Source organism: Pseudomonas sp. PSPC3-2 (genome assembly GCF_049897085.1).
Lineage (GTDB): Bacteria > Pseudomonadota > Gammaproteobacteria > Pseudomonadales > Pseudomonadaceae > Aquipseudomonas > Aquipseudomonas paraveronii.
Map to the genome: position 1 here is coordinate 214,243 of NZ_JAFCVO010000003.1, position 25,056 is coordinate 239,298.

At 62.6% G+C, this 25,056-nt stretch carries 21 protein-coding genes; 14 read left to right on the top strand and 7 right to left on the bottom strand.

The window, feature by feature from the left end; translation table 11 throughout:
- Nucleotides 1-120: 120 nt before the first annotated feature.
- The 3 genes from ACP7CJ_RS07700 to ACP7CJ_RS07710 all read left to right on the top strand — a co-directional run bounded on the left by ACP7CJ_RS07700 (nucleotide 121) and on the right by ACP7CJ_RS07710 (nucleotide 2,667).
- Nucleotides 121-903: a sulfite exporter TauE/SafE family protein gene (locus ACP7CJ_RS07700; RefSeq protein ID WP_276195327.1), complete on the top strand. Its 783-nt coding sequence runs from the start codon at nucleotides 121-123 to the stop codon at nucleotides 901-903.
- A gap of 65 nt (nucleotides 904-968) precedes the next feature.
- Complete coding sequence (gene lgt, locus ACP7CJ_RS07705) at nucleotides 969-1,781, top strand: prolipoprotein diacylglyceryl transferase (RefSeq protein ID WP_276195326.1); 813 nt, start codon at nucleotides 969-971, stop codon at nucleotides 1,779-1,781.
- Nucleotides 1,782-1,833: 52 nt separating this feature from the next.
- Nucleotides 1,834-2,667: a thymidylate synthase gene (locus ACP7CJ_RS07710; RefSeq protein ID WP_253399984.1), complete on the top strand. Its 834-nt coding sequence runs from the start codon at nucleotides 1,834-1,836 to the stop codon at nucleotides 2,665-2,667.
- A gap of 173 nt (nucleotides 2,668-2,840) precedes the next feature.
- Here the strand turns inward: ACP7CJ_RS07710 and cadR are convergent, their stop codons facing one another.
- Nucleotides 2,841-3,290 (bottom strand): Cd(II)/Pb(II)-responsive transcriptional regulator, encoded by a 450-nt coding sequence (gene cadR, locus ACP7CJ_RS07715; RefSeq protein WP_017845051.1) that lies wholly within the window; start codon nucleotides 3,288-3,290, stop codon nucleotides 2,841-2,843.
- Nucleotides 3,291-3,375: 85 nt separating this feature from the next.
- On the opposite strand from cadR, the gene ACP7CJ_RS07720 reads away from it, so the two are divergent.
- The 8 genes from ACP7CJ_RS07720 (at nucleotide 3,376) to ACP7CJ_RS07755 (ending at nucleotide 13,073) form a co-directional block, all read left to right on the top strand.
- Nucleotides 3,376-5,634 carry a heavy metal translocating P-type ATPase gene (locus tag ACP7CJ_RS07720; RefSeq protein WP_426099953.1) on the top strand — a complete coding sequence of 753 codons (2,259 nt, stop codon included), beginning with the start codon at nucleotides 3,376-3,378 and terminating at the stop codon, nucleotides 5,632-5,634.
- A 16-nt stretch (nucleotides 5,635-5,650) separates the two neighbouring features.
- A complete protein-coding gene (locus ACP7CJ_RS07725; protein WP_247396855.1) occupies nucleotides 5,651-6,514 on the top strand; it encodes a LysR family transcriptional regulator in 864 nt (287 codons plus the stop codon).
- A gap of 278 nt (nucleotides 6,515-6,792) precedes the next feature.
- The gene (locus tag ACP7CJ_RS07730) at nucleotides 6,793-7,857 is read left to right on the top strand and encodes a putative 2-aminoethylphosphonate ABC transporter ATP-binding protein (RefSeq protein ID WP_426099954.1); all 1,065 of its coding nucleotides are present in this window, start codon (nucleotides 6,793-6,795) and stop codon (nucleotides 7,855-7,857) included.
- Between the two features lies 1 nt (nucleotide 7,858).
- Complete coding sequence (locus ACP7CJ_RS07735; protein WP_426099955.1) at nucleotides 7,859-9,571, top strand: putative 2-aminoethylphosphonate ABC transporter permease subunit; 1,713 nt, start codon at nucleotides 7,859-7,861, stop codon at nucleotides 9,569-9,571.
- Nucleotides 9,572-9,589: 18 nt separating this feature from the next.
- Nucleotides 9,590-10,612 carry a putative 2-aminoethylphosphonate ABC transporter substrate-binding protein gene (locus tag ACP7CJ_RS07740; protein WP_276195320.1) on the top strand — a complete coding sequence of 341 codons (1,023 nt, stop codon included), beginning with the start codon at nucleotides 9,590-9,592 and terminating at the stop codon, nucleotides 10,610-10,612.
- Between the two features lie 141 nt (nucleotides 10,613-10,753).
- Nucleotides 10,754-11,887, top strand: coding sequence for a TIGR03364 family FAD-dependent oxidoreductase (locus ACP7CJ_RS07745; RefSeq protein WP_426099956.1), 1,134 nt, complete (start codon nucleotides 10,754-10,756; stop codon nucleotides 11,885-11,887).
- Entirely contained in the window at nucleotides 11,884-12,441 is a 558-nt protein-coding gene (locus ACP7CJ_RS07750; RefSeq protein ID WP_426099957.1) for a phosphonate degradation HD-domain oxygenase, read from the top strand. Before ACP7CJ_RS07745 ends, ACP7CJ_RS07750 begins: the two co-directional genes overlap by 4 nt.
- A gap of 92 nt (nucleotides 12,442-12,533) precedes the next feature.
- Complete coding sequence (locus tag ACP7CJ_RS07755) at nucleotides 12,534-13,073, top strand: hypothetical protein (RefSeq protein ID WP_426099958.1); 540 nt, start codon at nucleotides 12,534-12,536, stop codon at nucleotides 13,071-13,073.
- A gap of 9 nt (nucleotides 13,074-13,082) precedes the next feature.
- On the opposite strand, the gene ACP7CJ_RS07760 is transcribed toward ACP7CJ_RS07755, so the two are convergent.
- On the bottom strand, nucleotides 13,083-14,450 hold the full coding sequence (locus tag ACP7CJ_RS07760; protein ID WP_276195316.1) for a GTPase/DUF3482 domain-containing protein: 1,368 nt from the start codon (nucleotides 14,448-14,450) through the stop codon (nucleotides 13,083-13,085).
- On the bottom strand, nucleotides 14,443-15,822 hold the full coding sequence (locus ACP7CJ_RS07765; RefSeq protein ID WP_276195315.1) for a DUF2868 domain-containing protein: 1,380 nt from the start codon (nucleotides 15,820-15,822) through the stop codon (nucleotides 14,443-14,445). The genes ACP7CJ_RS07760 and ACP7CJ_RS07765 overlap by 8 nt, the downstream gene beginning before the upstream one ends.
- 90 nt (nucleotides 15,823-15,912) lie before the next feature.
- On the opposite strand from ACP7CJ_RS07765, the gene ACP7CJ_RS07770 reads away from it, so the two are divergent.
- Nucleotides 15,913-16,425: a dihydrofolate reductase gene (locus ACP7CJ_RS07770; protein WP_276195314.1), complete on the top strand. Its 513-nt coding sequence runs from the start codon at nucleotides 15,913-15,915 to the stop codon at nucleotides 16,423-16,425.
- 122 nt (nucleotides 16,426-16,547) lie between these two features.
- On the opposite strand, the gene ACP7CJ_RS07775 is transcribed toward ACP7CJ_RS07770, so the two are convergent.
- Entirely contained in the window at nucleotides 16,548-17,939 is a 1,392-nt protein-coding gene (locus ACP7CJ_RS07775; protein WP_276195313.1) for an L-cystine transporter, read from the bottom strand.
- A 241-nt stretch (nucleotides 17,940-18,180) separates the two neighbouring features.
- Between ACP7CJ_RS07775 and ACP7CJ_RS07780 the strand changes: the two genes are divergently transcribed.
- Complete coding sequence (locus tag ACP7CJ_RS07780) at nucleotides 18,181-19,242, top strand: haloacid dehalogenase-like hydrolase (RefSeq protein WP_276195312.1); 1,062 nt, start codon at nucleotides 18,181-18,183, stop codon at nucleotides 19,240-19,242.
- 235 nt (nucleotides 19,243-19,477) lie between these two features.
- On the opposite strand, the gene ilvD is transcribed toward ACP7CJ_RS07780, so the two are convergent.
- Complete coding sequence (gene ilvD, locus ACP7CJ_RS07785; RefSeq protein WP_276195311.1) at nucleotides 19,478-21,319, bottom strand: dihydroxy-acid dehydratase; 1,842 nt, start codon at nucleotides 21,317-21,319, stop codon at nucleotides 19,478-19,480.
- Nucleotides 21,320-21,771: 452 nt separating this feature from the next.
- Between ilvD and ACP7CJ_RS07790 the strand changes: the two genes are divergently transcribed.
- Nucleotides 21,772-22,230, top strand: coding sequence for an REP-associated tyrosine transposase (locus tag ACP7CJ_RS07790; RefSeq protein ID WP_426099959.1), 459 nt, complete (start codon nucleotides 21,772-21,774; stop codon nucleotides 22,228-22,230).
- Between the two features lie 124 nt (nucleotides 22,231-22,354).
- Here ACP7CJ_RS07790 and ACP7CJ_RS07795 read toward each other — a convergent pair whose 3' ends face one another.
- Nucleotides 22,355-23,554, bottom strand: coding sequence for an MFS transporter (locus tag ACP7CJ_RS07795; RefSeq protein WP_426099960.1), 1,200 nt, complete (start codon nucleotides 23,552-23,554; stop codon nucleotides 22,355-22,357).
- Nucleotides 23,555-23,779: 225 nt separating this feature from the next.
- Nucleotides 23,780-24,976, bottom strand: a complete 1,197-nt coding sequence (locus tag ACP7CJ_RS07800) for a class I SAM-dependent rRNA methyltransferase (RefSeq protein WP_426099961.1) — start codon at nucleotides 24,974-24,976, stop codon at nucleotides 23,780-23,782.
- Nucleotides 24,977-25,056 lie beyond the last annotated feature (80 nt).

Genomic DNA, 25,056 nt, shown 5'->3' on the forward strand with positions numbered 1-25,056 from the left:
AGGCGATCCCCTTTTGTGTGTTTGGCCACTCTACCGACACTGGCGCGGGCGTTCCATCGTATCCAGTTGGGTCGCATGCCTTCCATCCGTTAACATGCCGGACTTGGTTTGGGGGCTCCCATGGAATTTCTGCTGTATTTGCTGCTGGGCGCCTGTGCCGGCGTGCTCGCCGGGCTGTTTGGCGTGGGTGGCGGGATCATTATCGTGCCGGTGCTGGTGTTCAGCTTCACCTTGCAGGGTTTCGACCCGCAGGTGCTGACCCATCTGGCCGTGGGTACGTCCCTGGCGACGATTATCTTTACCTCGATCAACGCCGTGCGTGAGCACCACCGACTAGGCGCGGTGCGCTGGCCGATTTTTGTGTGGATGACCGTGGGCATCCTGATCGGCGCCGGCTTTGGCGCGTTGACCGCCGAGGCGATTTCCGGCCCCCACTTGCAGAAGATCATCGGCGTGTTCGCGCTGATCATCTCTGTGCAACTGGCGCTGGAGGTCAAGCCCAAGGCCAGTCGAACGGTGCCGGGCAAGGTCGGTTTGACCGTGGCAGGCATGGTGGTCGGCTGGGCCTCGGCGATTTTCGGGATAGGCGGCGGTTCGCTGACCGTACCGTTTTTGACCTGGCGCAGCGTGCCGATGCAGCAAGCGGTGGCCACCTCGTCGGCCTGCGGGCTGCCGATTGCACTGGCCAGTGCATTAAGTTTCATGATTCTGGGCTGGCATGACCCGCTGCTGCCCGCTCATAGTTTAGGGTTCGTGTATTTGCCGGCACTGCTGGGCATTGCCCTGACCAGCATGGTGTTTGCCCGCTTCGGCGCACGCCTGGCGCACCGCTTGTCGCCGCGCTTGCTGAAACGGCTGTTTGCCGCGCTGCTGTTTTGCGTGGGTTTGAATTTCTTGCTGTAACGAAGGCTTAATCGCGCCCGGGCAAGGTCCGGTCGCTATAACGAATGATTTAACGAGGAGTCGCAATGCTGCCTTACCCGCAGATCGACCCGGTGGCCCTGGCCATCGGTCCGCTGAAAATCCACTGGTACGGGTTGATGTACCTGATCGGCATCGGCGGTGCCTGGTTTATGGCGTCCCGGCGCCTGAACCGTTTTGACCCGACGTGGACCAAGGAAAAACTCTCCGACCTGATTTTCTGGTTGTCGATGGGGGTCATCGTCGGTGGGCGCCTGGGGTATGTGCTGTTTTACGACCTGTCGGCCTACATCGCTAACCCGACGCTGATTTTCGAGGTATGGAAGGGCGGCATGGCCTTCCACGGTGGCTTTGTCGGCGTAATGATTGCCGCCTGGTGGTTCGGCCGCCGCAACGGCAAGTCATTCTTCCAACTGATGGACTTCGTTGCGCCGTTCGTGCCGATCGGCCTGGGCGCCGGGCGTATCGGTAACTTCATCAACGCCGAACTGTGGGGCAAGCCGACCGACGTGCCGTGGGCGATGGTGTTCCCGCCGTTCAGCGATCCGGCGCAATTGCCGCGCCATCCGTCGCAGCTGTACCAGTTCGCCCTGGAAGGTGTGGCACTGTTCCTCATTCTGTACCTCTTCTCGCGCAAGCCGCGGCCGACCATGGCGGTGTCGGGTATGTTCGCGTTGTTCTACGGGATCTTCCGTTTTGTCGTCGAGTTCGTGCGCGTACCGGATGCGCAACTGGGCTACCTGGCGTTCGGTTGGGTGACCATGGGGCAGATCCTCAGTATCCCGATGATTGTCGCCGGCTTGGGCCTGCTGTGGTGGGCGTACAACCGTGCGCAACCGTTGAAGAACACCGCGCTTTAAATTCGAATGCCGAGGCCTGCGAGGTCTCGGCTGCAACGATACGGGTAATGACATGAAGCAATATCTCGAACTACTGAACGACGTCGTGACCAATGGCCTGACCAAGGGCGATCGCACCGGCACCGGCACCAAGGCCGTGTTTGCCCGTCAGTATCGGCATAACTTGGCCGACGGCTTTCCGCTGTTGACCACCAAGAAGCTTCACTTCAAAAGCATCGCCAACGAATTGATCTGGATGTTGAGCGGCAACACCAACATCAAGTGGCTGAACGAGAACGGCGTGCGCATCTGGGACGAGTGGGCCACCGAAGACGGTGATCTGGGCCCGGTGTACGGCGAGCAGTGGACCGCCTGGCCGACCAAGGACGGCGGCAAGATCAATCAGATCGACTACATGGTCCAGACGCTGAAGACCAACCCCAACAGCCGCCGCATCCTGTTCCACGGCTGGAACGTCGAGTACCTGCCGGACGAGACCAAGAGCCCCCAGGAAAATGCGCGCAACGGCAAGCAGGCCCTGCCGCCGTGCCACCTGCTGTACCAGGCGTTCGTGCATGACGGCCATCTGTCGATGCAGTTGTATATCCGCAGCTCCGACGTGTTCCTCGGCCTGCCGTACAACACCGCCGCGCTGGCGTTGCTGACCCATATGCTGGCCCAGCAGTGTGACCTGATCCCCCACGAGATCATCGTCACCACCGGCGACACCCACGCCTACAGCAACCACATGGAACAGATCCAGACCCAGTTGGCGCGCACGCCGAAAAAACTGCCGGAATTGCTGATCAAGCGTAAGCCTGCGTCGATCTACGACTACAAGTTCGAAGACTTCGAAATCGTGGGCTACGACGCCGACCCAAGCATCAAGGCCGACGTCGCCATCTAAAGGCTGCCTCAGTCTAAAGGTGTGGGCTTGTGTGGGAGGGGCGGTGCGACGATTCGACTTGCCCCCGATAGCGGTGGATCAGCTAAATATTTGGTGGCTAAAACTCCGCTATCGGGAGCAAGTCGAATCGTCGCACCGCCCCTCCCACAGTTTGATTCGGTTACCAGGCTGAATTAATGCCCATGGCTTCTGCCCACATGCGAAGGCTCAGCCTCGCTGGCGGCAACACTGCCGCTGACCTCCAGCCGCTGCAATATCCCGCACTGATCCAGCTCCGGCCCGCTGCCACAGCGCTGGCGCAGGTCGATCAACTGTTCCTGCAAGGCCAACAGCCCGTCGATCCGCGCTTTGACATGGTGGATATGCTCATCGATCAACGCGTTGACGTTTTCGCATTGGTCCTGCGGGCTGTCGCGCAGGCCGAGCAGGCTGCGGATTTCTTCCAGGGTCATGTCCAGGCTGCGGCAGTTGCGGATAAACACCAGCCGCTCGGTGTGCGCCTGGGTGTACACGCGGTAGTTGGCCTCGGTGCGTGCCGGTGGCGGCAGCAGGCCTTCCTTCTCGTAATAACGGATGGTTTCCACCGGGCAGTCGGTCAGTTTGGCCAATTCGCCGATCTTCATTGCAGCAATCTCCAAAAGGGTGCTTGACCCTATAGTGGCTACAGGGTCTTTACTTGGCAACAGGCACCTTTACGGACGCGACCCGATGAGCGACTCCCTGCACACCCCGCACAAACATGATCATGCGCATGACCACGATCATGCGCCGAAAAAACTGACGCCGGTGCATGACCACGGCCACGCCGGTTCCTGCTGCTCCGGCACGCCAGCCCCGGCGTTGGTGCAACTGAGCGAAGCACCCACCGCAGGCTCGCGCCTGAGCACCTTCCGCATCGAAGCCATGGACTGCCCCACCGAGCAGACGCTGATCCAGAACAAACTGGGCAAGCTCGCCGGTGTGCAGCAACTGGAATTCAACCTGATCAACCGCATCCTCGGCGTCACCCATGACCTGCCGAGCACCGCGCCGATCATCGACGCCATCAAGTCCCTGGGCATGCAGGCCGATCCGATCGAAGAGGGCACCCCGGCCGCCGCGCCGCCAGCCAAGAAACACGGGTGGCCGCTGGCGCTGTCTGGCGTCGGCGCCCTGGCGGCTGAAGTGATCCACTTCACCAACGCAGCCCCGACCTGGGTGATTGCTCTGGTGGCGCTGGTTTCGATCCTCAGCGGCGGCCTTACCACTTATAAAAAGGGCTGGATCGCCCTGAAAAACCTCAACCTGAACATCAATGCGCTGATGAGTATCGCGGTGACCGGTGCGATCCTGATTGGCCAATGGCCGGAAGCGGCGATGGTGATGTTCCTGTTCACCGTGGCCGAATTGATCGAAGCCAAGTCCCTCGACCGTGCGCGCAATGCCATCAGCGGCTTGATGCAGATGACCCCGGAACAGGCCACGGTGCAGCAGGCCGACGGTAGTTGGGTCGAACGGGAAGTGAAAAGTGTCGAATTGGGCGCTATCGTGCGGGTTCGCCCCGGCGAGCGCATCGGCCTGGACGGCGAAGTCACCGCCGGCCAGTCCACCATCGACCAAGCGCCGATCACCGGTGAAAGCCTGCCGATTGAAAAAACCGTGGGCGATAAAGTCTTCGCCGGCACCATCAACCAGGCCGGCTCCCTGGAATACACCGTCACGGCGGCCGCCAACAATTCCACCCTGGCGCGGATCATTCACGCCGTGGAGCAGGCCCAGGGCGCACGCGCGCCGACCCAGCGCTTTGTCGACCGCTTCGCGAAGATCTACACCCCGGCGGTGTTCCTGTTTGCCCTGGGCGTGGCGCTGATCCCGCCGCTGTTCATGGCCGGTGTGTGGTTCGACTGGATCTACCGCGCCTTGGTGCTGCTGGTAGTGGCGTGCCCCTGCGCCTTGGTGATTTCCACCCCGGTGACCATCGTCAGCGGCCTGGCGGCGGCGGCGCGCAAAGGCATCCTGATCAAGGGCGGCGTGTACCTGGAGGGCGGTTACAAACTCGACTACCTGGCCCTCGACAAGACCGGCACCATCACCCACGGCAAGCCGGTGCAAACCGATTACCTGGCGCTGTTCCCGAATGTCGAAGACAGTGCGCCGGCCTTGGCCGCCAGCCTCGCCGGGCGCTCCGACCACCCGGTATCGCTGGCCATCGCCAACGCGGCGGTGGATAAAAACCTGGCGCGCCACGCTGTGGATAACTTCACTGCCCTGACCGGTCGTGGTGTGCGCGGTGATATCAACGGCGAAACCTACCACCTGGGCAACCACCGCCTGGTGGAAGAACTCGGCCTGTGCTCGCCCGCGCTGGAAGACAAACTCTTCGCCCTGGAGAAACAAGGCAAATCCGTGGTGCTGCTGCTCGACAAGTCCGGCCCGCTGGCGCTGTTCGCCGTGGCCGACACGGTCAAGGACAGCAGCCGCGAAGCCATCCAGCAGTTGCACGAACTGGGCATCAAAACCCTGATGCTCACCGGCGACAACACCCACACCGCCCAGGCGATTGCGGCTCAGGTCGGCATCGACCAGGCCCAGGGCGACCTGTTGCCCACCGACAAACTGCAAGCCATTGAAGCGCTCTACGGCCAAGGCCGGCGCGTGGGCATGGTCGGCGACGGCATCAACGACGCCCCGGCGTTGGCCCGCGCCGAGATTGGTTTTGCCATGGCCGCAGCGGGCACCGACACCGCCATCGAAACCGCCGACGTGGCCTTGATGGACGATGATTTGCGCAAGATCCCGGCTTTCATTCGGTTGTCGCGGCAAACCTCGAGTATCCTCAAGCAGAACATCGCCCTGGCGCTGGTGATCAAGGCGATCTTCCTCGCGGTCACCTTCCTGGGCATGGCCACCATGTGGATGGCGGTGTTCGCCGACATGGGCGTGAGCCTGCTGGTGGTGTTCAATGGCCTGCGCCTGCTGCGCAAATAGATGATGTGAGGGTGGTGTGCTGAGTGCCGAGTTGAAGGCGTTTTTTATGGTCGCCCGCCTGGGCAGCATCACCCAGGCGGCGAAAAAACTCGGCCTGAGCCAGCCCACCGTCACCACGCAGATTCGCAACCTGGAAAGCCAGTACGGCGTCGAGTTGTTCTATCGCGGTGGCCGCCGCTTGACGGTCAGTGACGAAGGCGCGCGCCTGCTGCCGATGGTCAAGACACTGTTGCAGCAGGAAGCGGACATTGAGTTTTTCCTGCGTAACAGTGGTCAGGTCCAGGGCGCATTGCGGATTGCCGCGACGGCGCCGTATTACATCCTCGACCTGGTCAAAGCCTTCCGCGAGCGCCTGCCCCAGGTGGAGGTGTCGGTGGAAATCGGCAACTCCCAACAGGTGCTCGAAGCCCTGGATGATTACCGCGTCGACGTCGCTGCGTCTTCGCAGTTGCTGGAAGACCCACGCCTGATTCGCCGTGTGCTGGGCACCGACCCGCTGGTGCTGGCGGTGCATCGCAACCACCCGTTGGCGACGCTCGATCATGTGCCGTTGACCGCGCTTGCCGGGCATACGTTGTTGATGCGTGAAGCCGGCTCCACCACACGACGCCTGACCGAACAGATGCTGCAGGGCGCCGGCGTGAGTTACGGGCCGCTGCTGGAAATCGGCAGCCGCGAGTCGATTCGTGAAGCGGTGCTGCGCAATATCGGCATCAGCATCATCGCCCGTCAGGAAGTGCCCCATGACCCGCAGTTGCGGGTGCTGACTATCGAGAATGCGCCGCAAATTCTTGAGTACCTCTACTGCCTCAAGGAAAGAAAAGGCGCTCGCCTGCCTGCTGCTTTTCTTGGGTTGGCGCAGGAAATGTCGCCGATCTGAAAAGTGCTGGTGGCCTTGAGGGCGCTATCGGGGGCAAGTCGAATCGTCGCACCGCCCCTCCCACATGTTGACCGCATTCTCATGTTGGAACTCGGTCAAGTGTGGGAGGGGCGGTGCGACGATTCGACTTGCCCCCGATTGGCCCTCAAGGCCACCCCCCTCTGGATAAACCCTACCCAAATCCACCAATACCACTATCGCCACGTTTTGCCTTTCTGCCACACCAGGGACGCATTGCCTGCCTAGCATGGCCCTCATCCGTTTGATGAGGTGCCTTCATGAACACAGCCCTGACCCAACCCGGCGCGCCAATGAAGGTGCGGGGTATCCAGAAACGTTTCGGCGCCTTTACCGCGCTGGACAACGTGTCCCTGGACGTCGCCGCTGGCGAGCTGGTGTGCCTGCTGGGCCCGTCCGGTTGCGGCAAGACCACGCTGCTGCGCTGCATCGCCGGCCTGGAGCACCAGGACAGCGGTGAGATTTACCTGGGCGAACGGGATGTTTCCCTGCTGCCGCCCCAGGCTCGGGACTACGGCATTTTGTTCCAGTCCTACGCGCTGTTCCCCAACCTCACCGTTGAAGCGAATATCGGCTACGGCCTCACCGGCAGCGGTCGCGATGAAGTGCGCAAGCGCGTCGGCCAGATGCTCGAACTGGTTGGCCTGCTCGGCAGCGAAAAGAAATACCCCGGCCAACTCTCCGGCGGCCAGCAACAACGGGTCGCGCTGGCCCGCGCCCTGGCGCCGGCCCCCTCGCTGTTGCTGCTCGATGAGCCGATGTCGGCCCTCGACGCCCGCGTCCGTGAGCACCTCTGTACCGAGCTGCGCCAACTGCAGCGTCGCCTGGGCATCACCACGCTGATGGTCACCCACAATCAGGACGAAGCCATGTTGATGGCCGACCGCATTGCCGTGATGAACAACGGCAAGGTCGAGCAATACGCCACGCCCCAAGAGATTTACGACCGCCCGGCCACGCCGTTCGTGGCGGAGTTCGTCGGCCAGGGCAACTGGCTGCCGTTCAGCCGCAGCAGCGCGAGCCACGCCCAGGTCGGCGGGATGCACATGCGCCTGGCCGAGGATGCCGGCGCGGCCACCTCCGGGCGCTTGTTCTGCCGCCCGGAAGCGATCAGCGTCAACCCGCCGGTGCATGAAGAGAACCTGTTTGCGGCCAAGGTCCGCGAGATCACCTTTCTCGGCAACCGTTGCCGCATGAGCTTTGAACTGGCGCAACTGCCCGGTCATCCGCTGCTGGCCGAACTGGCCCCGGAGGCCATGCCGCGCCTGGGCGCCCAGGACATCTGGGTCGCGTTGCCACCGCGCAGCCTGCAGGTGTTTGCCTGACATGGGTGCGCTGATGACGCTGCCCGTTGCGCGGCGGGTGTCTCGTGCCGAGCTGGGCGACCGCCTTTTTGTGCTGGGCGGCAAATGGCTGTGGTTGTGCCTGCTGGGCGTCGCGGTGTTGCTGCCGCTGCTGGCGATCTTCTGGCGCGGCTTCAGCAGCGAAGCCGGGCAGGGCGGCGGGCTGGTGGCGGCACGGGAACTGCTCAGCAGCGCCAACTTCCACTGGCTGCTCGGTAACAGCCTGAAAGTTTCCCTCAGCGTGGCAGCCATCGTCGTACCGCTGGCGTATCTGTTTGCCTATGCGTTGCAACGCACGCTGATCCCGGCCAAGGCGATTTGGCGCGGCTTGTCGCTGTTGCCGTTGATGGCGCCGTCGATGCTGCCGGGGATCGCGCTGGTGTACCTGTTCGGCAACCAGGGCCTGTTGCGCGGTTTGCTGTCGGACAACATCTACGGCTTCTGGGGCATTGTCCTCGGCGAAGTGATCTACACCTTTCCGCATGCCTTGATGATTTTGCTGTCGGCGCTGTCGTTGGCGGATGCGCGCTTGTTCGATGCGGCCTCAAGCATGGGCGCCAGCCCGGCCCGGGCGTTTCGCAGCATCACCTGGCCGGCCACGCGCCAGGCGGTGTTCGCCGCGTTTTGCCTGGTGTTCACCCTGACCATCACCGATTTCGGCGTACCCGTGGTGGTCGGCGGCGATTATCAGGTGCTGGCGCTGGAAGCCTACAAGGCCGTGGTCGGCCAGCAACAGTTCGGACGCGGGGCGTTGATCGGCATGGTGTTGCTGCTGCCGGCGCTGTTCAGCTTTGGCGTCGACGCCTGGCTGCGTCGGCGTCAGGGCGATGCCATGGGGGGCCGTGCCCAGGTGTTCCAGCCGGCACCGTCGCGGCGGCGCGATGCCTGTTACCTGGCGATTGTGCTGCTGATCTGCGCGGTGTTGCTGCTGGTGTTCGGCATGGCGGTGTACTCGTCGCTGGTGAAGTTCTGGCCCTACAACCTGTCGCTGTCGCTCAACCACTACCAGTTCGAAGACACGGCCGGCGGCGGCTGGCTGGCGTACCGCAACAGCCTGACCCTGGCCCTGTTTACCGCCTTGATCGGCAGCGTACTGATCTTCACCGGCGCCTACCTGACGGAAAAGACTCAGGGCCAGAAGGGCCTCAACCTGGCGCTGCGCATGCTCAGCTTTGTGCCGATGGCCGTGCCGGGCCTGGTGCTGGGCCTGGGCTACGTCTTCTTCTTCAACCTCAGCGGCAACCCGCTGCACGTGTTCTACGGCACCATGACGCTGCTGGTGGTGTGCACCATCGCTCATTATTTGACCACCGCGCAGATGACCGCCACCACCGCGCTGCGCCAACTGGACGCCGAGTTCGAAGCCGCCGCGCTGTCGCTGAAGGCGCCGCTGTACCGCCACTACCTGCGCGTGACCGTGCCGATCTGCCTGCCGGCGCTACTGGACATCGTGCGCTACCTGTTTGTGTCGGCGATGACCACCGTCTCGGCCGCGATCTTCCTCTACAGCCCCGACACCATCCTCGCCGCCGTCGCCGTGTTGAACATGGACGACGCCGGCAATGTGGGCGGTGCGGCGGCCATGTCCACCTTGATCCTGTTCACCTCCGCCGGCGTTTCGCTGCTGCTGGCGTGGGCCTCACGTGGCGTGTTGCGCCGCTCCCAAGCCTGGCGCCAGACCGCGCCGGGCCAATAACCCTGAAGGAGGTACTCCATGTTCAAGCCCCTGGCGCTGGTCGCTGCCGTACTCACCGCATTCAGCCTGAATGCCTTCGCCAAGACCGAACTGACCGTGTACACGGCCCTCGAAGCCGAGCAATTGCAGACCTACAAAAAAGCCTTCGAACAAGCCAACCCCGACATCGAAATCAAATGGGTACGTGACTCCACCGGCATCATCACCGCCAAACTGCTCGCGGAAAAAAACCGCCCGCAAGCCGACGTGGTCTGGGGCCTGGCGGCTTCAAGCCTGGCGATCCTCGACCAGCAAGGCATGCTCGAGAGCTACGCGCCCAGGGACCTGGACAAGATCGGCACACACTACCGCGACGCCGCCAACCCGCCCGCCTGGGTCGGCATGGACGTCTGGGCTGCGACCATTTGCTTCAACACCGTCGAAGCCGAGAAGCAGGGCCTGACCAAGCCGGTGAGCTGGCAAGACCTGACCAAGCCCGAGTACAAGGGCAAGATCGTGATGCCTAACCCGGCGTCGTCTGGCACCGGTTTCCTGGATGTGAGCGCCTGGCTGCAGACCTTCGGCGAGAAGCAGGGCTGGCAGTACATGGACGACTTGCACCAGAACATCGGCCAGTACGTTCACTCCGGTTCCAAGCCGTGCAAGCTGGCGGCTTCGGGTGAGTTCCCGATCGGCATTTCGTTCGAATACCCGGCCGTGCAGTTGAAGCGCCAGGGCGCGCCGTTGGACATCATCCTGCCGAAAGAAGGCCTGGGCTGGGACATCGAAGCGACCGCCGTGATCAAGGGCAGCGCCCACGCCGATGCGGCGAAGAAACTCGCCGACTTCTCCGCCAGCACCGCCGCGATGGACCTGTACAAGGACAACTTCGCCGTGCTCGCCCAGCCGGGCATCGCCAAGCCGCAGACCGAATTGCCGGCGGACTACGAGCAGCGGCTGATCAAGAACGACTTCACCTGGGCCTCGAAAAACCGCGACAGCATTCTGACTGAATGGCGTAAGCGCTATGACGGTAAGTCGGAGAAGGTGGCGGGTCAGTAAGTACTCCGTTTGGGCTGATGGCCTCATCGGGGGCAAGTCGAATCGTCGCACCGCCCCTCCCACACGTTTGGTTTGTGAACACATTCAAATGTGGGAGGGGGCTTGCCCCCGATAGCGGTCTTGAAAACAGGACATCACTAAATGACACACCACAGCGACCTGCTGATCATCGGCGCCGGCATCCTCGGCCTGTCCCACGCCTACGCGGCGGCCAAGCGCGGGCTCAAGGTCAAGGTGTTCGAGCGCAGCGCCACCCCGTTGGGCGCCTCGGTACGCAACTTCGGCCAGGCCCTGGTCACCGGCCAACCGCCAGGCCCGATGCTCGACCTGGCGCGGCAAAGCCGCGATATCTGGGGCGAATGGGCGCGGCTGGCCGGCTTGCAGCTCAAGCGCAACGGCTCGTACCTGTTCGCCCGCAGCGAAGCGGAAGAACATCTGCTGGAAGCCTTCTGCGCTGGCCGTGCGTTGGAGCACGGCTACAACGTCGAGCTGCTGCAAGGCGCGGCGTTGCGGGATCTGTACGGCGGCCAGTTCCGTCATCACCGCGCGGCGTTGCATGGCAAGGACGATCAGCAACTGTATTCGCGCGAGGCGATCCCGGCGCTGATCCACTACCTGCGCGAGCAATTGCAGGTGGAGTTTCACTTTTCCACCCTGGTGCGCGACGTCGAGCCCGGCCAGTTGCACAGCACGGCGGGCAGTTTCCGTGGCGCGCAGATCATCGTCTGCTCGGGCCACGACTACCAAACCCTGCTGGCCGAGGCGATTGCCGAACTCAACCCGCATGTCTGCCGCCTGCAAATGCTGCGCGCGCGGCCGGCGGTTAACCTGAACCTGCAACACGCCTTGCTCACCGGCCTCAGTTGCGTGCATTACGGCGCCTTTGCCGACCTGCCGGAAGCGGCGGCGGTGCAGGCGCAGATCCTGCACGAGGCGCCGCACCTGCATGAGCACGGGATTCACTTGCTGATCAGCCCGACGCCGCATGGCGAACTGATCATCGGCGACTCCCACGACTACGGCCGCGATGCGTCGCCGTTCAATGCCGAGCAGGTCGATGACTGGATGCTCGAACTGGCCGAGCAGACCCTGGGTTGCAAGATCCAGGTGGTCGAGCGCTGGCAGGGCGTCTATGGCGCACGCGGGCCTGCGCCGTTCTCGTGCCTGCGCGTGGCGCCCGGCGTCAGCGCCGCCTTGATGCATACCGGCGTGGGCATGAGCGTGGGACCGGCGTTGGCCGAGCGCAGTATCAGGGCGCTCTGGGGTGAGGCATGAAGAACCCGGAACAGGTGATTGCCGAGGTCTTCGGCCTGTACGAGCAACACGGCACGGCGGATTACATCGGCGAGGCGATATCGCAGCTTGAACACATGTCTCAGGCCGCGCAGTGGGCCATGGCCGAAGGCTTCGACGATGAAGTGGTGCTGGCGGCGTTCTTCCACGATATCGGCCATCTTTGCGGCCAGGGCGGGGCGAACATGGGGGGCTATGGCGTGGTCGGCCATGAGCGGCTGGGCGCCGATTACCTGCGCCGCGCCGGTTTCAGCGAGCGCCTGGCCAGGCTGGTGGAGTATCACGTCCAGGCCAAGCGCTACCTGACCTTCAGCCAGCCGGACTACTACGCCCGGTTGAGCGAAGCCAGCCGCCGCACGCTGGCCTATCAAGGTGGGGTGATGACGCCTGACGAAGCGCGGGCTTTCGAGCAAGACCCGCTCTATGCGATCAGCCTGCGTCTGCGTCACTGGGACGAACAGGCCAAGCAACCACACGTGCCGGTGCTCGATCTGCAGGCACTCAAGGCCAAGGCCGCCCGGCTACTGGCCGCGTAGACGGGCCTTACGCCAAACGCAGATGCGCCGCCTAGAGCCCGGGTGGACGGATCACTAAGGTGCTTGCTTCTTCAATCTAAGGAGCAACGCTGATGCGCTACTTGAAAGTGACGGCCCAGGACATGAGCGGCAATGGTCATGCGGACACGGTCATCCTGCACTTCTATGAACAGCAGGCTGGCTGTCCCGATGAACTGATCCACGAGATTTTCGCCGTGGACATGAGCGCGGATGGCAAGGTCGACCTGCAATGGGCGGACGACCTGAGCCCGGCCACCCGGCCCGGCATGCTGGAAAAACACCGGGTGGACAGCTTCGCCGACAGCTTTTTGAAGTTGAACTGGTTCAATCGGCGCAGCCACTGGCAGCGCACGCTGACGATGTACGTCGATCATTACGGCAAAACAGGCACACCCAACGCGGTCAAGCTGGACTTCCATGAGCGCACCGCGGCGCAGTGCAAGGGTTCGCTGATCTACAAGGCGGCCGCCTATGACGGCGATGGCGACGGGGTGCTGGAGTCGTTTACCAACAGTGACATCGACCGCGACGGTATCGCGGACAAGGCCGATAAAGAGCTGATCCGCACGTTGTGTACGACCTTTCTGGGTTTTGAGTGGTACGCACACTAATAAGCGCGGTCACGCTTCGTCGAGCCGGGCGGCCAAGGCTTCGACCTGTTCCTGGCGCTCGGCCTGGCTCAATTTGGCGTGGGGGTTGAGGGACGACCATTGCGGATGGGCGCGGGCCTTGTGCAGGGCATCGGGTAGCTTGCCTTCGCGCCAGGTTTTGTCCTGCGGCGTGTCGACCTTGATGCTGTGCATCGCCGCATGACCGCGCAGGTTCAGGGCTTTGAGCAGTTGGCGTTGGCGCAGGGCCAGCAGGCGTAGCACGCTGTCGTCGACGGTCAGCTCGCGCTGGCCCTTGATCTTGCCCAACAGGCGGCCGCCATAGCTGCGCGCGGCTTGCAGCGCGCCACCGGCGATGGCGCCCGCCAGCGCGGCGGCGCCTAGGGTTAGCCCGCCCACCAGCAGATCGACCCCGGCACCGGCGGCCGCGCCGGCGGCAATCCCGCCGCCGACGCGCACGCCGAGTTGCTTGAGGGTTTCCGGGTTGAACAGGTCATCGCCCCAGCGCCCGTCGAGCAACGGCAAGTCGCTGGCGGCGGCGTCCTGCGGGCGGAAGCCGAACAGCTTGAGCAAGGCTTCCACGCAACGCTGCTCGCGCTGGCGCACGGCCTTGCGCAAATCACCGATGGCTTGCGGCTCGTCTTCAGTGACCACGCTGCGTCGGCAGGCGGCGCAGTCGATCAGCAGTTCAGCGATCAACCGCGCGGCGCTTTGCTGGCGGGCCTGGCGTTGGGCTTGCTGGTCGAGGATCAGCCGTTCCAGTTGCGGCCGGGCATTTTCCAGCAGCAGGGCGAGGCTTTCATACAGGCGGCGTTCGCCGTCTTCCGGCGGCGCGACGCTGTCGAACCGCACCAGGGCATGCAGGCCGAGGCGGGCCAGGGCTTCGCGCCAATCCGGCTCGCGATGCTCGCCGCTGCTGACGAAGTTGAGCACGGGCAATAACGGCTTGCCGCAACTGGCCAGCACTTGCAGCTCGTCGCGGTACTTGGCCAGCACCGGCTCGCGGGCGTCGATCACATACAGGCCGGCGTCGCAGGCCAGCAGTTGGCGCAGCACCTTGGCTTCCTGTTCGAAACGCTGGCGGGCTTCGCTGCCCTCCAGAAAACGTGCGAGGCGGGCCGGGCCGTCGAGGCGTTCGCCGGGGCGATCCAGGCGTTCCAGGTAGTCGAGCAGGGCGATGGCGTCTTCCAGGCCGGGGGTGTCATACAGTTCCAGCAAGGCTTCGCCCTCGACCGACAAGCGCGCGCCTTCGACATGCCGCGTGGTGCTGGGGCGATGGGAGACTTCGCCGAAACCGACATCGCGGGTCAACGTGCGCAGCAGCGAGGTCTTGCCGACGTTGGTGTGGCCGACCACGGCGAGTTTCAGGGGTTTAGTCATGACCGCTCTCCAGCCAGTTCAACGGCGCGCAATCGGCAAACGGCAGCTCCAATTGTTGCAGCGCCGCGTGCCAATCGCCCAGGCGCTCGGCGTCCAGCGCCTGGCCGGGCGGCGCTTGCAGCAGCCACACGCGGGTGGCGCTGGCGTTGCGCGCCAGTTCGGCGATCAGCGCCAGGCTGCCCCGGTCGGGCGAGCGACGCGGGTCGCAGGCGATGGCCAGGCGTGCGGGCGGGAAGCGGGTCAGTTGTTCCAGCAGTTTGTGGCGCGATTCGCGGCTGTCGAGGATGCCGGCGTTCTTCACGTTGCCCGGCAGTTTTGGCGGCCACGGGCGCTGGTCGTCGAGTTCGATGGCGACCAACAGCGCGCCGTCGCTGTGCAGTTCGCTGACGCCGCCGCTGACGGCGTGCAACTGTTGCGGTGCGGCATCGTTGACGCCAAGCCGCTCGCTGCTCGGCATCAGGCGCTCGCGCAGTTGGCTGTAGCCGGGCAGGTTGAGGTCCAGGCGCAGGGCGGCGCGTCCGTGTTTCCAGCGCCACAGGCACAGCAGGGCAAGGATCAACCGGGGCAACAGGCCGTAGATCAGCAGCACACCCACCAGCCAGGCGGCCCAGGCCTGGCGGGCGCTTTCGATGTTCAGGGCGGAATCGCCGCTGGCGCGGATCATCTCCACCGTTGGCACGTTGAAACCAAGCAGGGCGGGCAGGGCGCCGAGGGCTTGGGTCACGGCGACGAAGGTGTCGGCACCGAGGATGGTGGTTTCCCACACAAAGCCGTAGCGCCGGGTAGCGAGCAGTGTCAGCAGGATTACCAGCGCGCTGAGCAGCGCGAGCAACCAAAGGCTGTTGACCAGCACGCCGACGGCCCAGCGGTTGAGTTTCTGGCGCTGCAATAACAGCAGCAACGCCGGCGCCAGTTGTGCGGCTTTGGCATCGCGCGCGAGTTTTTCGCTGAGCCAGAGCCACAGGCGGCCGAGGCTGGCGCTGTGTTCGCCGGCAAACAGCAGGCCCAGGGCCCAACTGATCAACAAGATCAGGTTCAAACCGAGCAGGCTCCCCAGGGCCCAGAACACATTCACCGGGGTCAGGCCATTGCCCAACGCAGCGAAGGCCAGGCCGGCACCGCTGATGACCGCGACGACGGCCAGTAGCACCAGCGCTAAGCGGGCACCTTGCAGCCAGCGGCCGAGGGCGGCGGTCAGGCCATCGCGCTCGGCCAGGTGCAGGGCGCGCCGCTGAATGCGCGTCGGCAGGTCGCCGCCGGCCGTGCGGGCCAGGCGATTGGCTTCCAGGTCTTCCAGCGGGCCGGCGTGTTCTTCGCGCAGGCGCACGGTTTCCGTCAGCCAGAGTTTGTGCAGGGGGTTCAGTGCGGTCACGCGCTGTCCTGTTGTGTCAGTGAGCCTGGAGCATAACCGCTGTGCAGCCGGTTGGGGTACGCTTCGCGTGGCTCTGGTATTCTCGTCGCCATGAAAAAAACTCTCCCTTTAAGCCTGATCGCAGCCCTCGGTGAAAACCGTGTGATCGGCGTCGACAACAGCATGCCCTGGCATTTGCCGGGGGATTTCAAATATTTCAAGGCCACCACGCTCGGCAAGCCAATCATCATGGGGCGCAAGACCTGGGACTCCCTGGGCCGACCGCTGCCGGGGCGCTTGAACATTGTGGTTAGCCGTCAGACCGATCTTGCGCTGGAAGGTGCGGAAGTTTTTCCGTCGCTTGATGCCGCCGTGGCGCGGGCTGAAGCCTGGGCACTGGAACAGGGCGTGGACGAGCTGATGCTGATCGGTGGTGCGCAGCTTTATGCCCAAGGTCTGGAGCAGGCCGACCGCCTGTACCTGACGCGGGTGGCGCTGAGCCCGGAAGGGGATGCGTGGTTTCCGGCGTTTGATGAGAACCAGTGGAAGTTGGTTTCCAATCTGCAGAACCCAGCCGAAGGTGACAAGCCGGCGTACAGCTTCGAGGTGTGGGAAAAAGCCTAAAGGTTTGGCGCGCTTATTGTGGCGAGGGAGCTTGCTCCCGCTGGGCTGCGCAGCGGCCCCAAAAATCTTGGGAGCGCTTCGCACTCCAGCGGGAGCAAGCTCCCTCGCCACAGGTCTAGTCGTTAAGCCTGCGCCAACTCCGCATGCTCATCCGCATTCAGCCGTTCTTTATCCGTCTGCTGCATGATCTGGCTGGTAATCGCCCCCGCCGTCATCGAACCGTTCACGTTCAACGCAGTGCGGCCCATGTCGATCAGCGGCTCCACGGAAATCAGCAGCGCCACCAGTGACACCGGCAAGCCCATCGCCGGCAGCACGATCAGCGCGGCAAACGTCGCACCGCCGCCCACGCCGGCAACGCCTGCCGAACTCAAGGTCACAATCGCTACCAGGGTTGCGATCCACAGCGGGTCCAGCGGGTTGATGCCGACTGTCGGCGCGACCATCACCGCGAGCATTGCCGGATAGAGACCGGCGCAACCGTTCTGGCCGATGGTCGCGCCGAACGAGGCGGCGAAACCGGCAATGGACTGCGGGATGCCCAGGCGGCGTGTCTGCGCTTCGATACTCAGCGGGATCGCCGCTGCGCTGGAGCGGCTGGTGAAGGCGAAGGTCAGCACCGGCCACACCTTGCGCAAGAAGCGCAGCGGGTTGATCCCGGCCAGCGACAGCAGCAGGCCATGCACCACGAACATCAGCCCCAGCGCCAGGTACGAGACCACGACAAAACTGCCGAGCTTGATGATGTCTTGCAGGTTGGAGCCGGCCACCACCTTGGTCATCAGCGCCAATACGCCGTAGGGCGTGAGCTTCATCACCAGGCGCACCAGGCGCATCACCCAGGCTTGCAGGGTGTCGATGGCGTTGAGCACTTTCTGGCCTTTTTCCGCGTCATCCTTAAGCAGTTGCAGCGCGGCCACGCCGAGGAATGCGGCGAAGATCACCACGCTGATGATCGACGTCGGCTTGGCGCGTGCCAGGTCGGCGAACGGGTTCGCCGGCACGAACGACAACAGCAACTGCGGGATATTCAGGTCGGCGACCTTGCCCGCGTAGTCGTTCTGGATCACTTGCAGGCGCGCCATTTCCTGGGTGCCGGCCACCAGGCCCTCGGCGGTGAGGCCGAACAGGTTGGTCAGGCCAATGCCGATCAGCGCTGCAATCGCGGTGGTGAACAGCAGGGTGCCGATGGTCAGGAAGCTGATCTTGCCCAGGGACGCGGCGTTGTGCAGGCGCGCCACGGCACTGAGGATCGAAGCGAACACCAGCGGGATCACGATCATTTGCAGCAACTGCACATAACCGTTGCCGACCAGATCGAACCAGCCGATGGAGGCTTTGAGGACAGGGTTGCCGTCGCCGTAAATAGCGTGCAATCCCGTACCAAACGCCACGCCGAGTATCAGGGCGAACAGGACCTTCTTGGCGAGGCTCCAGTTTGTCCGACGGGTTTGTGCCAGGCCCAGCAACAGGACCACGAACACCAGTAAGTTGAGAATCAGGGGCAGATTCATTGAAGCTCCGTTGAGAGTGCTGCCAATCGCGTGAGCCTGCGATTGCGAACCGGGAAGCCTAACAGCTTGATATATATTGATTTAATACCGATATGGAATGGTGTCTGTCGTTTTTGGAATAAGTGGTTGGCGCTCTGGCGCATGGCAATGACGGAATCAGAACGCAAGCGGTCGTGCCCGGACGAAAACTGTCACAGGGATTTGTTAGCGTCGATGTCTTTCACTCAAGGAGACAACGCCTATGAAGCTCGCGCCGAAACTACTCGTATCCGCCGCATTCTGCCTCGGACTCGCCAGCCAGGCGTTCGCCGCCACCGAGTTGAAACACTGGCCGGCGCCGGCCGCCAAGCAACTCAACGAAATGATCGCCGCCAACGCCAACAAGGGTAACTTCGCGGTGTTCGACATGGACAACACCAGCTACCGCTATGACCTCGAAGAATCCCTGCTGCCCTACATGGAAAACAAGGGCCTGATCACCCGCGACAGCCTCGACCCGTCGCTCAAACTGATGCCCTTCAAAGACACCGCCGACCATAAGGAAAGTCTGTTCAGTTACTACTATCGCCTGTGCGAAGTGGACGACATGGTCTGCTACCCGTGGGTGGCCCAGGTGTTTGCAGGTTTTACCCTCAAGGAGCTCAAGGTCCAGGTCGATGAGTTGATGGCGTCCGGCAAGCCGGTGCCAGTCAGCTATTTCGAAGGCGACGTGGTGAAGAACTCCGAGGTGCAACCGCCGAAGGTCTTCACCGGCCAGGCCGAGCTGTACAACAAACTGATGGAAAACGGCATTGAGGTGTATGTGATGACCGCCGCGTCGGAAGAGCTGGTGCGTATGGTTGCCGCCGATCCGAAGTACGGCTACAACGTCAAACCGCAGAACGTCATCGGCGTGAGCACCCTGCTCAAGGACCGCGCGACTGGCGAGTTGACCACCGCGCGCAAGCAGATCACGGCCGGTAAATACGACGAAAAAGCCAACCTCGGTTTGGAATTGACCCCCTACCTGTGGACCCCGGCGACCTGGATGGCCGGCAAGCACGCCGCGATCCTGACCTACATCGACGAATGGAAAAAGCCGGTGATCGTCGGCGGCGATACGCCCACCAGCGACGGCTACATGCTGTTCCACGATGTGGACGTGGCCAAGGGCGGCGTCCACCTGTGGGTCAACCGCAAAGACAAGTACATGACCCAGCTCAACGGCATGATGGTCAAACACGCGGCCGCCCAAGCCAAGGAAGGGTTGCCGGTGACGGCGGATAAGAACTGGGTGATCGTCAAGCCTGACGAAATCCAGTAAGACCGAGTCGCTTGCTTATCGGGGGCAAGCCCCCTCCCACACTTGATTGGGTTCACACGGTCAAACTGTGGGAGGGGGCTTGCCCCCGATAGCGGTGGGTCAGCTGTGGATGTATCGACTGACCCTCTGCCATCGGGGGGCAAGCCCCCTCCCACATTTGATCCTCATGGTTATTGAGGTTTTCTCCCAGCAAAAAAATGCCCCGCACTTGGCGGGGCATTTTTATGGGCGAGCCTTACAGCCCGTCGAGCATTGCCTTGTTACGCACCGCACCCTTGTCGGCACTGGTCGCCAACAGAGCGTAGGCCTTCAATGCGGTGGTGACTTTACGCGGACGCTTCTCGACCGGCTTCCAACCTTTCTTGTCCTGCTCGACCCGGCGTGCAGCCAGTTCTTCATCGCTGATCAACAGGTTGATCGAGCGGTTCGGAATGTCGATCAGCACCTTGTCGCCGTCCTGTACCAGGCCAATCGCGCCGCCGGCAGCGGCTTCAGGCGAAGCGTGGCCGATGGACAGGCCCGAGGTGCCGCCGGAGAAACGGCCGTCGGTCAACAGGGCGCAGGCTTTGCCCAGGCCCTTGGATTTCAGGTACGAAGTCGGGTAGAGCATCTCCTGCATACCCGGGCCGCCTTTCGGGCCTTCGTAGCGGATGATCACGATGTCGCCTTCTTTCACTTCGTCGGCGAGGATGCCGCGTACCGAGCTGTCCTGGCTTTCGTAGATCTTGGCGCGACCTTCGAAGACATGGATCGACTCATCCACACCGGCGGTTTTCACCACGCAGCCGTCGAGGGCGATGTTGCCGTACAGCACGGCCAGGCCGCCTTCTTGCGAATAGGCATGTTCGACACTGCGGATGCAGCCGTTTTCACGGTCGTCGTCGAGGGTGTCCCAACGGGTCGACTGGCTGAACGCGGTCTGGGTCGGGATGCCTGCCGGGCCGGCCTTGAAGAAGGTGTGTACGGCTTCGTCGTCAGTCTGGGTGATGTCCCACTTGGCGATGCCTTCGGCGAGGGACTTGCTGTGTACGGTCGGCAAGTCGGTGTGCAGCAGGCCGCCACGGGCCAGGGAACCTAAGATCGAGAAGATCCCACCGGCGCGGTGGACGTCTTCCATGTGGTACTTCTGGATGTTCGGCGCGACTTTGCACAGTTGCGGCACGTGCCGGGACAGACGGTCTATGTCGCGCAGGTCGAAATCGATCTCGGCTTCCTGGGCGGCGGCCAGCAAGTGCAGGATGGTGTTGGTGGAACCGCCCATGGCGATGTCCAGGGTCATGGCGTTTTCGAACGCCTTGAAGTTGGCGATGTTGCGCGGCAACACCGACTCATCGTTCTCGCCGTAGTAGCGCTTGCACAGCTCGACGATGGTGCGGCCGGCCTGCAGGAACAACTGCTCGCGGTCGCTGTGGGTGGCCAGTGTCGAACCGTTGCCCGGCAAGGCCAGGCCCAGGGCTTCCACCAGGCAGTTCATCGAGTTGGCGGTGAACATGCCGGAGCACGAACCGCAGGTCGGGCAGGCGCTGCGCTCGTATTCCGCGACCTTCTCGTCAGAAGCGCTGGAATCGGCGGCGATGACCATGGCGTCGACCAGGTCGAGGCCGTGGGAGGCGAGTTTGGTCTTGCCGGCTTCCATCGGGCCGCCGGAGACGAAGATCACCGGGACATTCAGGCGCAGGGCCGCCATCAGCATGCCGGGGGTGATCTTGTCGCAGTTCGAGATGCACACGATGGCGTCGGCGCAGTGGGCGTTGACCATGTACTCCACGGAGTCGGCGATGATCTCGCGGCTCGGCAGGGAATACAGCATGCCGTCATGGCCCATGGCGATGCCGTCATCGACCGCGATGGTGTTGAATTCTTTGGCCACGCCGCCGGCGCGTTCGATCTCGCGGGCGACCAGTTGGCCCAGGTCCTTGAGGTGGACGTGGCCGGGGACGAACTGGGTGAACGAGTTGGCAATCGCGATGATCGGCTTCTTGAAGTCGTCATCTTTCATCCCCGTGGCACGCCACAGTGCGCGGGCGCCGGCCATGTTGCGGCCATGGGTGGATGTTTTCGAGCGGTAATCTGGCATTTGAGCCCTCCGGGCGGCTAATCAAAACTAATCAGGTGCTAAGGGGAGTGAGCTTCTATGGACGTCTGGAACACCCGAAAAATGGCCGTGTGTCCGGAAGTTGCCGCAAACGTTACGGGATCGCCGTGCGCAGTGGCCTTGAGCTCATAAACCCGCCGGGGGATGACTGGCGATGAATAGGGCCGATTCTACACCGCTGGCGGCTGGAGGGAATGGCGAAAAGCGCCGTGGCGACGCATGCCCGGATCAACCAATCTGATGTAGGAGCGAGCTTGCTCGCGAAAAACGAACAGGCGACACGGGCCTCCTGATAGTACTGCGTTATCGTTGACGCTTTTCGCGAGCAAGCTCGCTCCTACAGGGGGGGGGACATATTCAGAACCACTGTTTAGAGGCCGGTTGACGTCGCTGCGCCTACCGTTTCTCTTCCACTCACAGAAGAGGACGAAGGAATGTCCACCCAGCAACGTGCACATCGGCTGCGCATCGGGCGCTGTTCGGAGTCGGGCCGTATTTACCTGATCACTGCGGTTACCCATCAACGGCAGTTGGTCTTTCAGGACTGGCGCATCGGCCGCCTGCTTGTCAGTGAGTTCAGGCAGGCTCAGGACGAGGGTGAGGCGACTTCGCTGGCCTGGGTGGTCATGCCTGACCATTTCCATTGGCTGATCGAGTTGCATAACGGCGACTTGCCAAGGCTGATGCGAATCACCAAGTCGCGAAGTGCCCGTGCCATCAACCAGGCCAGGTGTTCGTTCGGGACCCTATGGCAAAAAGGCTACTTCGACCGCGCACTGCGTCGGGAGGAAGATTTGAAAGCAATGGCCCGCTATATCGTGGCCAATCCCTTGCGTGCAGGGCTGGTCGAGCATATAGGCCAGTACCCGCTATGGGACGCCATCTGGTTGTGACCGTTCTTCCTCTGTAGGAGCGAGCTTGCTCGCGAAGCACGTCAACGATGACGCAGCGCTATCAGGTAGCCCGCGTCGTCTATGCGTTTTTCGCGAGCAAGCTCGCTCCTACAGGGGGAAAGTGTCAGTGTCCGACCCGCGCATTGGTCAGCCAACCCCACAAGCTGAAAATGATAAAGCTCACGGCAATCGTGATCAGCAAATGACTGCCGGTTTGTGCAAGCGCTGCGCTGCTGACGGCAGCAGTGAGGAACATGATGCTATTTCCTGCTGATGCTGCTGTGCCCGCGCTGCTTGAAAACAACAGCATCGCCGCCGAAATTGCGGCGGGACGAACCAGGGTGACCGCGAGTGCGCTGATCAGCATCGGGATGAGCAGAGTCACTGTGGTAATGGCTTCAAAGATGATAATCAGCGCCAGCAGCACACCCGCGGCGAGCAACAACCCAAGACCGATATTGATTTGCCGGGACAGCGCGATACGTTTTTGCAGGTACGAGGCTGCCACCCCGCCGAGGAGATAAGCCGCGCCGTACACCATCAGCACCAGCGCGTACTGATATTCGGAAAGCTTCAGCGCGTCCATGAAAATCAGCGGCGTCACGCTGATCAAGGCGAAGTAGCAGGCGAACACCTGCGCGGCGATCCACCAGTAGCGTAGGAAATCGCGATTGCCGGCGACGGCTTTCAGCGTGGCGATGATGGATACTGGCGCGCGATGGGGGCTGGCGGATTTGGACGGCAGGATGCAGAACGCATGGATCAACATGCCCAGCGCCATCGCCGCGAATCCATAGAAGCTGCCTTGCCAGTCGAATGTGGTTTGCAGCCAGGAGCCTATCAGCGGGGATAGTGCGACAAACGAACCGCTCAGGGTCATGTAGTACAGGCGCACCCGGGCCCGGTCCTGTGCGTCGAACAGGTCTTCCACCAGGGCGTGACCCAGGACGAAGAAGCCGCAGCCCATGGCCTGCACCGTGCGAAACAGCAGGAAGGTCAGGTAGTCCGACGCCAGTGCACAGCCTATTGCGCCAAGAATCGCCAGCGTGATGCAGCCGAGCAGCACTTCCTTGCGCCCCCATTTGTCCGACAACGGGCCGGCGATCAGTTGGGAGATGGAGAAGACCAGTGTGAACAGGCTGATGGAGAGCGCGACGTCGGCCGTCGGAGTGTCGAATTGGGCGGCCAGGGAGGGGAACGACGGCAGGAGAATATTGATCGGGAAGAAGCTGATCAGGGCAATGCAGGTGATCAGGATGAAGCGGGAAAGTTGTTGGCGTTTTACCTCGCCACTGAGGGCGGGAGAGCAGAAGGGCTCAGACATGATTGGTAATTTCCGGAGTAAAACCAGAAACCGATACTAGTCTGCGAAAAATGGAATTCAATCAAATCTATTGTGCGAAGCGTCCCGTAATGGTGTACGCCGCCCCTGTAGGAGCGAGCTTGCTCGCGAAGCACGTCAACGATGACGCCGCGCTATCAGGTAGCCCGCGTCGTCTATGCGTTTTTCGCGAGCAAGCTCGCTCCTACAGGGGTGCGGTTTCGGTCTTTAGCTATTGGGCAACAACCGGCACGTAATGCTCTTGATGTAGCGCGTCTCGGCAATCGCCGGGTGTACCGGATGATCCGGCCCCTGGCCGCCGCGTTCGAGCATCTGGATGTTGCGGTCCAAGTGACGGGCGCTGGTCAGCAGGATGTTTTGCAGGTCGTCTTCCGGCAGGTGCATCGAGCACGAGGCGCTGATCAGGATGCCGTCCTTGCTGAGCAGGCGCATGGCTTGCTCGTTGAGGCGGCGATAGGCGCCTTCGCCGTTTTTCATGTCTTTTTTGCGTTTGATGAAGGCCGGTGGGTCGGCGACGATCACGTCGAAGCGTTCTTCGCTGGCTTTCAATTCTTTGAGGGCTTCGAAGACGTCGCCTTCGATGCAGGTCATTTTCTCGGCGACGCCATTCAGCGCGGCGTTGCGCTCGACGCCGTCGAGGGCAAAGGCCGAGGCGTCGACGCAGAATACTTCAGTGGCGCCGAAGGCCGCGGCTTGCACGCCCCAGCCGCCGATGTAGCTGTACAGGTCGAGTACGCGCTTACCTTTGGCATACGGGGCCAGGCGTGCGCGGTTCATGCGGTGGTCGTAGAACCAGCCGGTTTTCTGGCCCTGGATCACCGGGGCTTCGAATTTCACGCCGTTTTCTTCCAGCGTGACCCACTCCGGCACCAGGCCGAACACGGTTTCGACGTAGCGGTTGAGGCCTTCGGCGTCACGCGCGGCGGAGTCATTCTTGAACAGAATGCCGCTTGGCTTGAGCACTTGGGTCAGGGCGGCGATCACGTCTTCTTTATGTGCTTCCATGGTCGCCGAGGCGATCTGTACCACCAGGATGTCGCCGAAACGGTCGACCACCAGACCCGGCAGCAGGTCGGAGTCGCCGTAGACCAGGCGGTAGAACGGCTTGTCGAACAGGCGATCACGCAGGGACAGGGCGACGTTCAGGCGGTGTACCAGCAGCGACTTGTCCAAAGGCAACTTGATGTCGCGCGACAGCAGGCGCGCGCAGATCAGGTTGTTCGGGCTCATGGCCACGATGCCCAGGGTCTTGCCGCCGGCCGCTTCCAGGATGGCTTGGTCGCCTGCCTGGAAGCCGTGAAGTGGGGTGGCGGCCACGTCGATTTCGTTGCTGTAGACCCACAGGTGGCCGTTGCGCAAACGACGATCGGCATTGGCTTTGAGACGCAGGCTTGGCAGGGACATGACGTCGCTCCGGAAAAAAGAGCGGGAGTATACCGTGTTACATGAAACTTCGCGGCTTGGCCTGATGGGCTGTAGGGGCG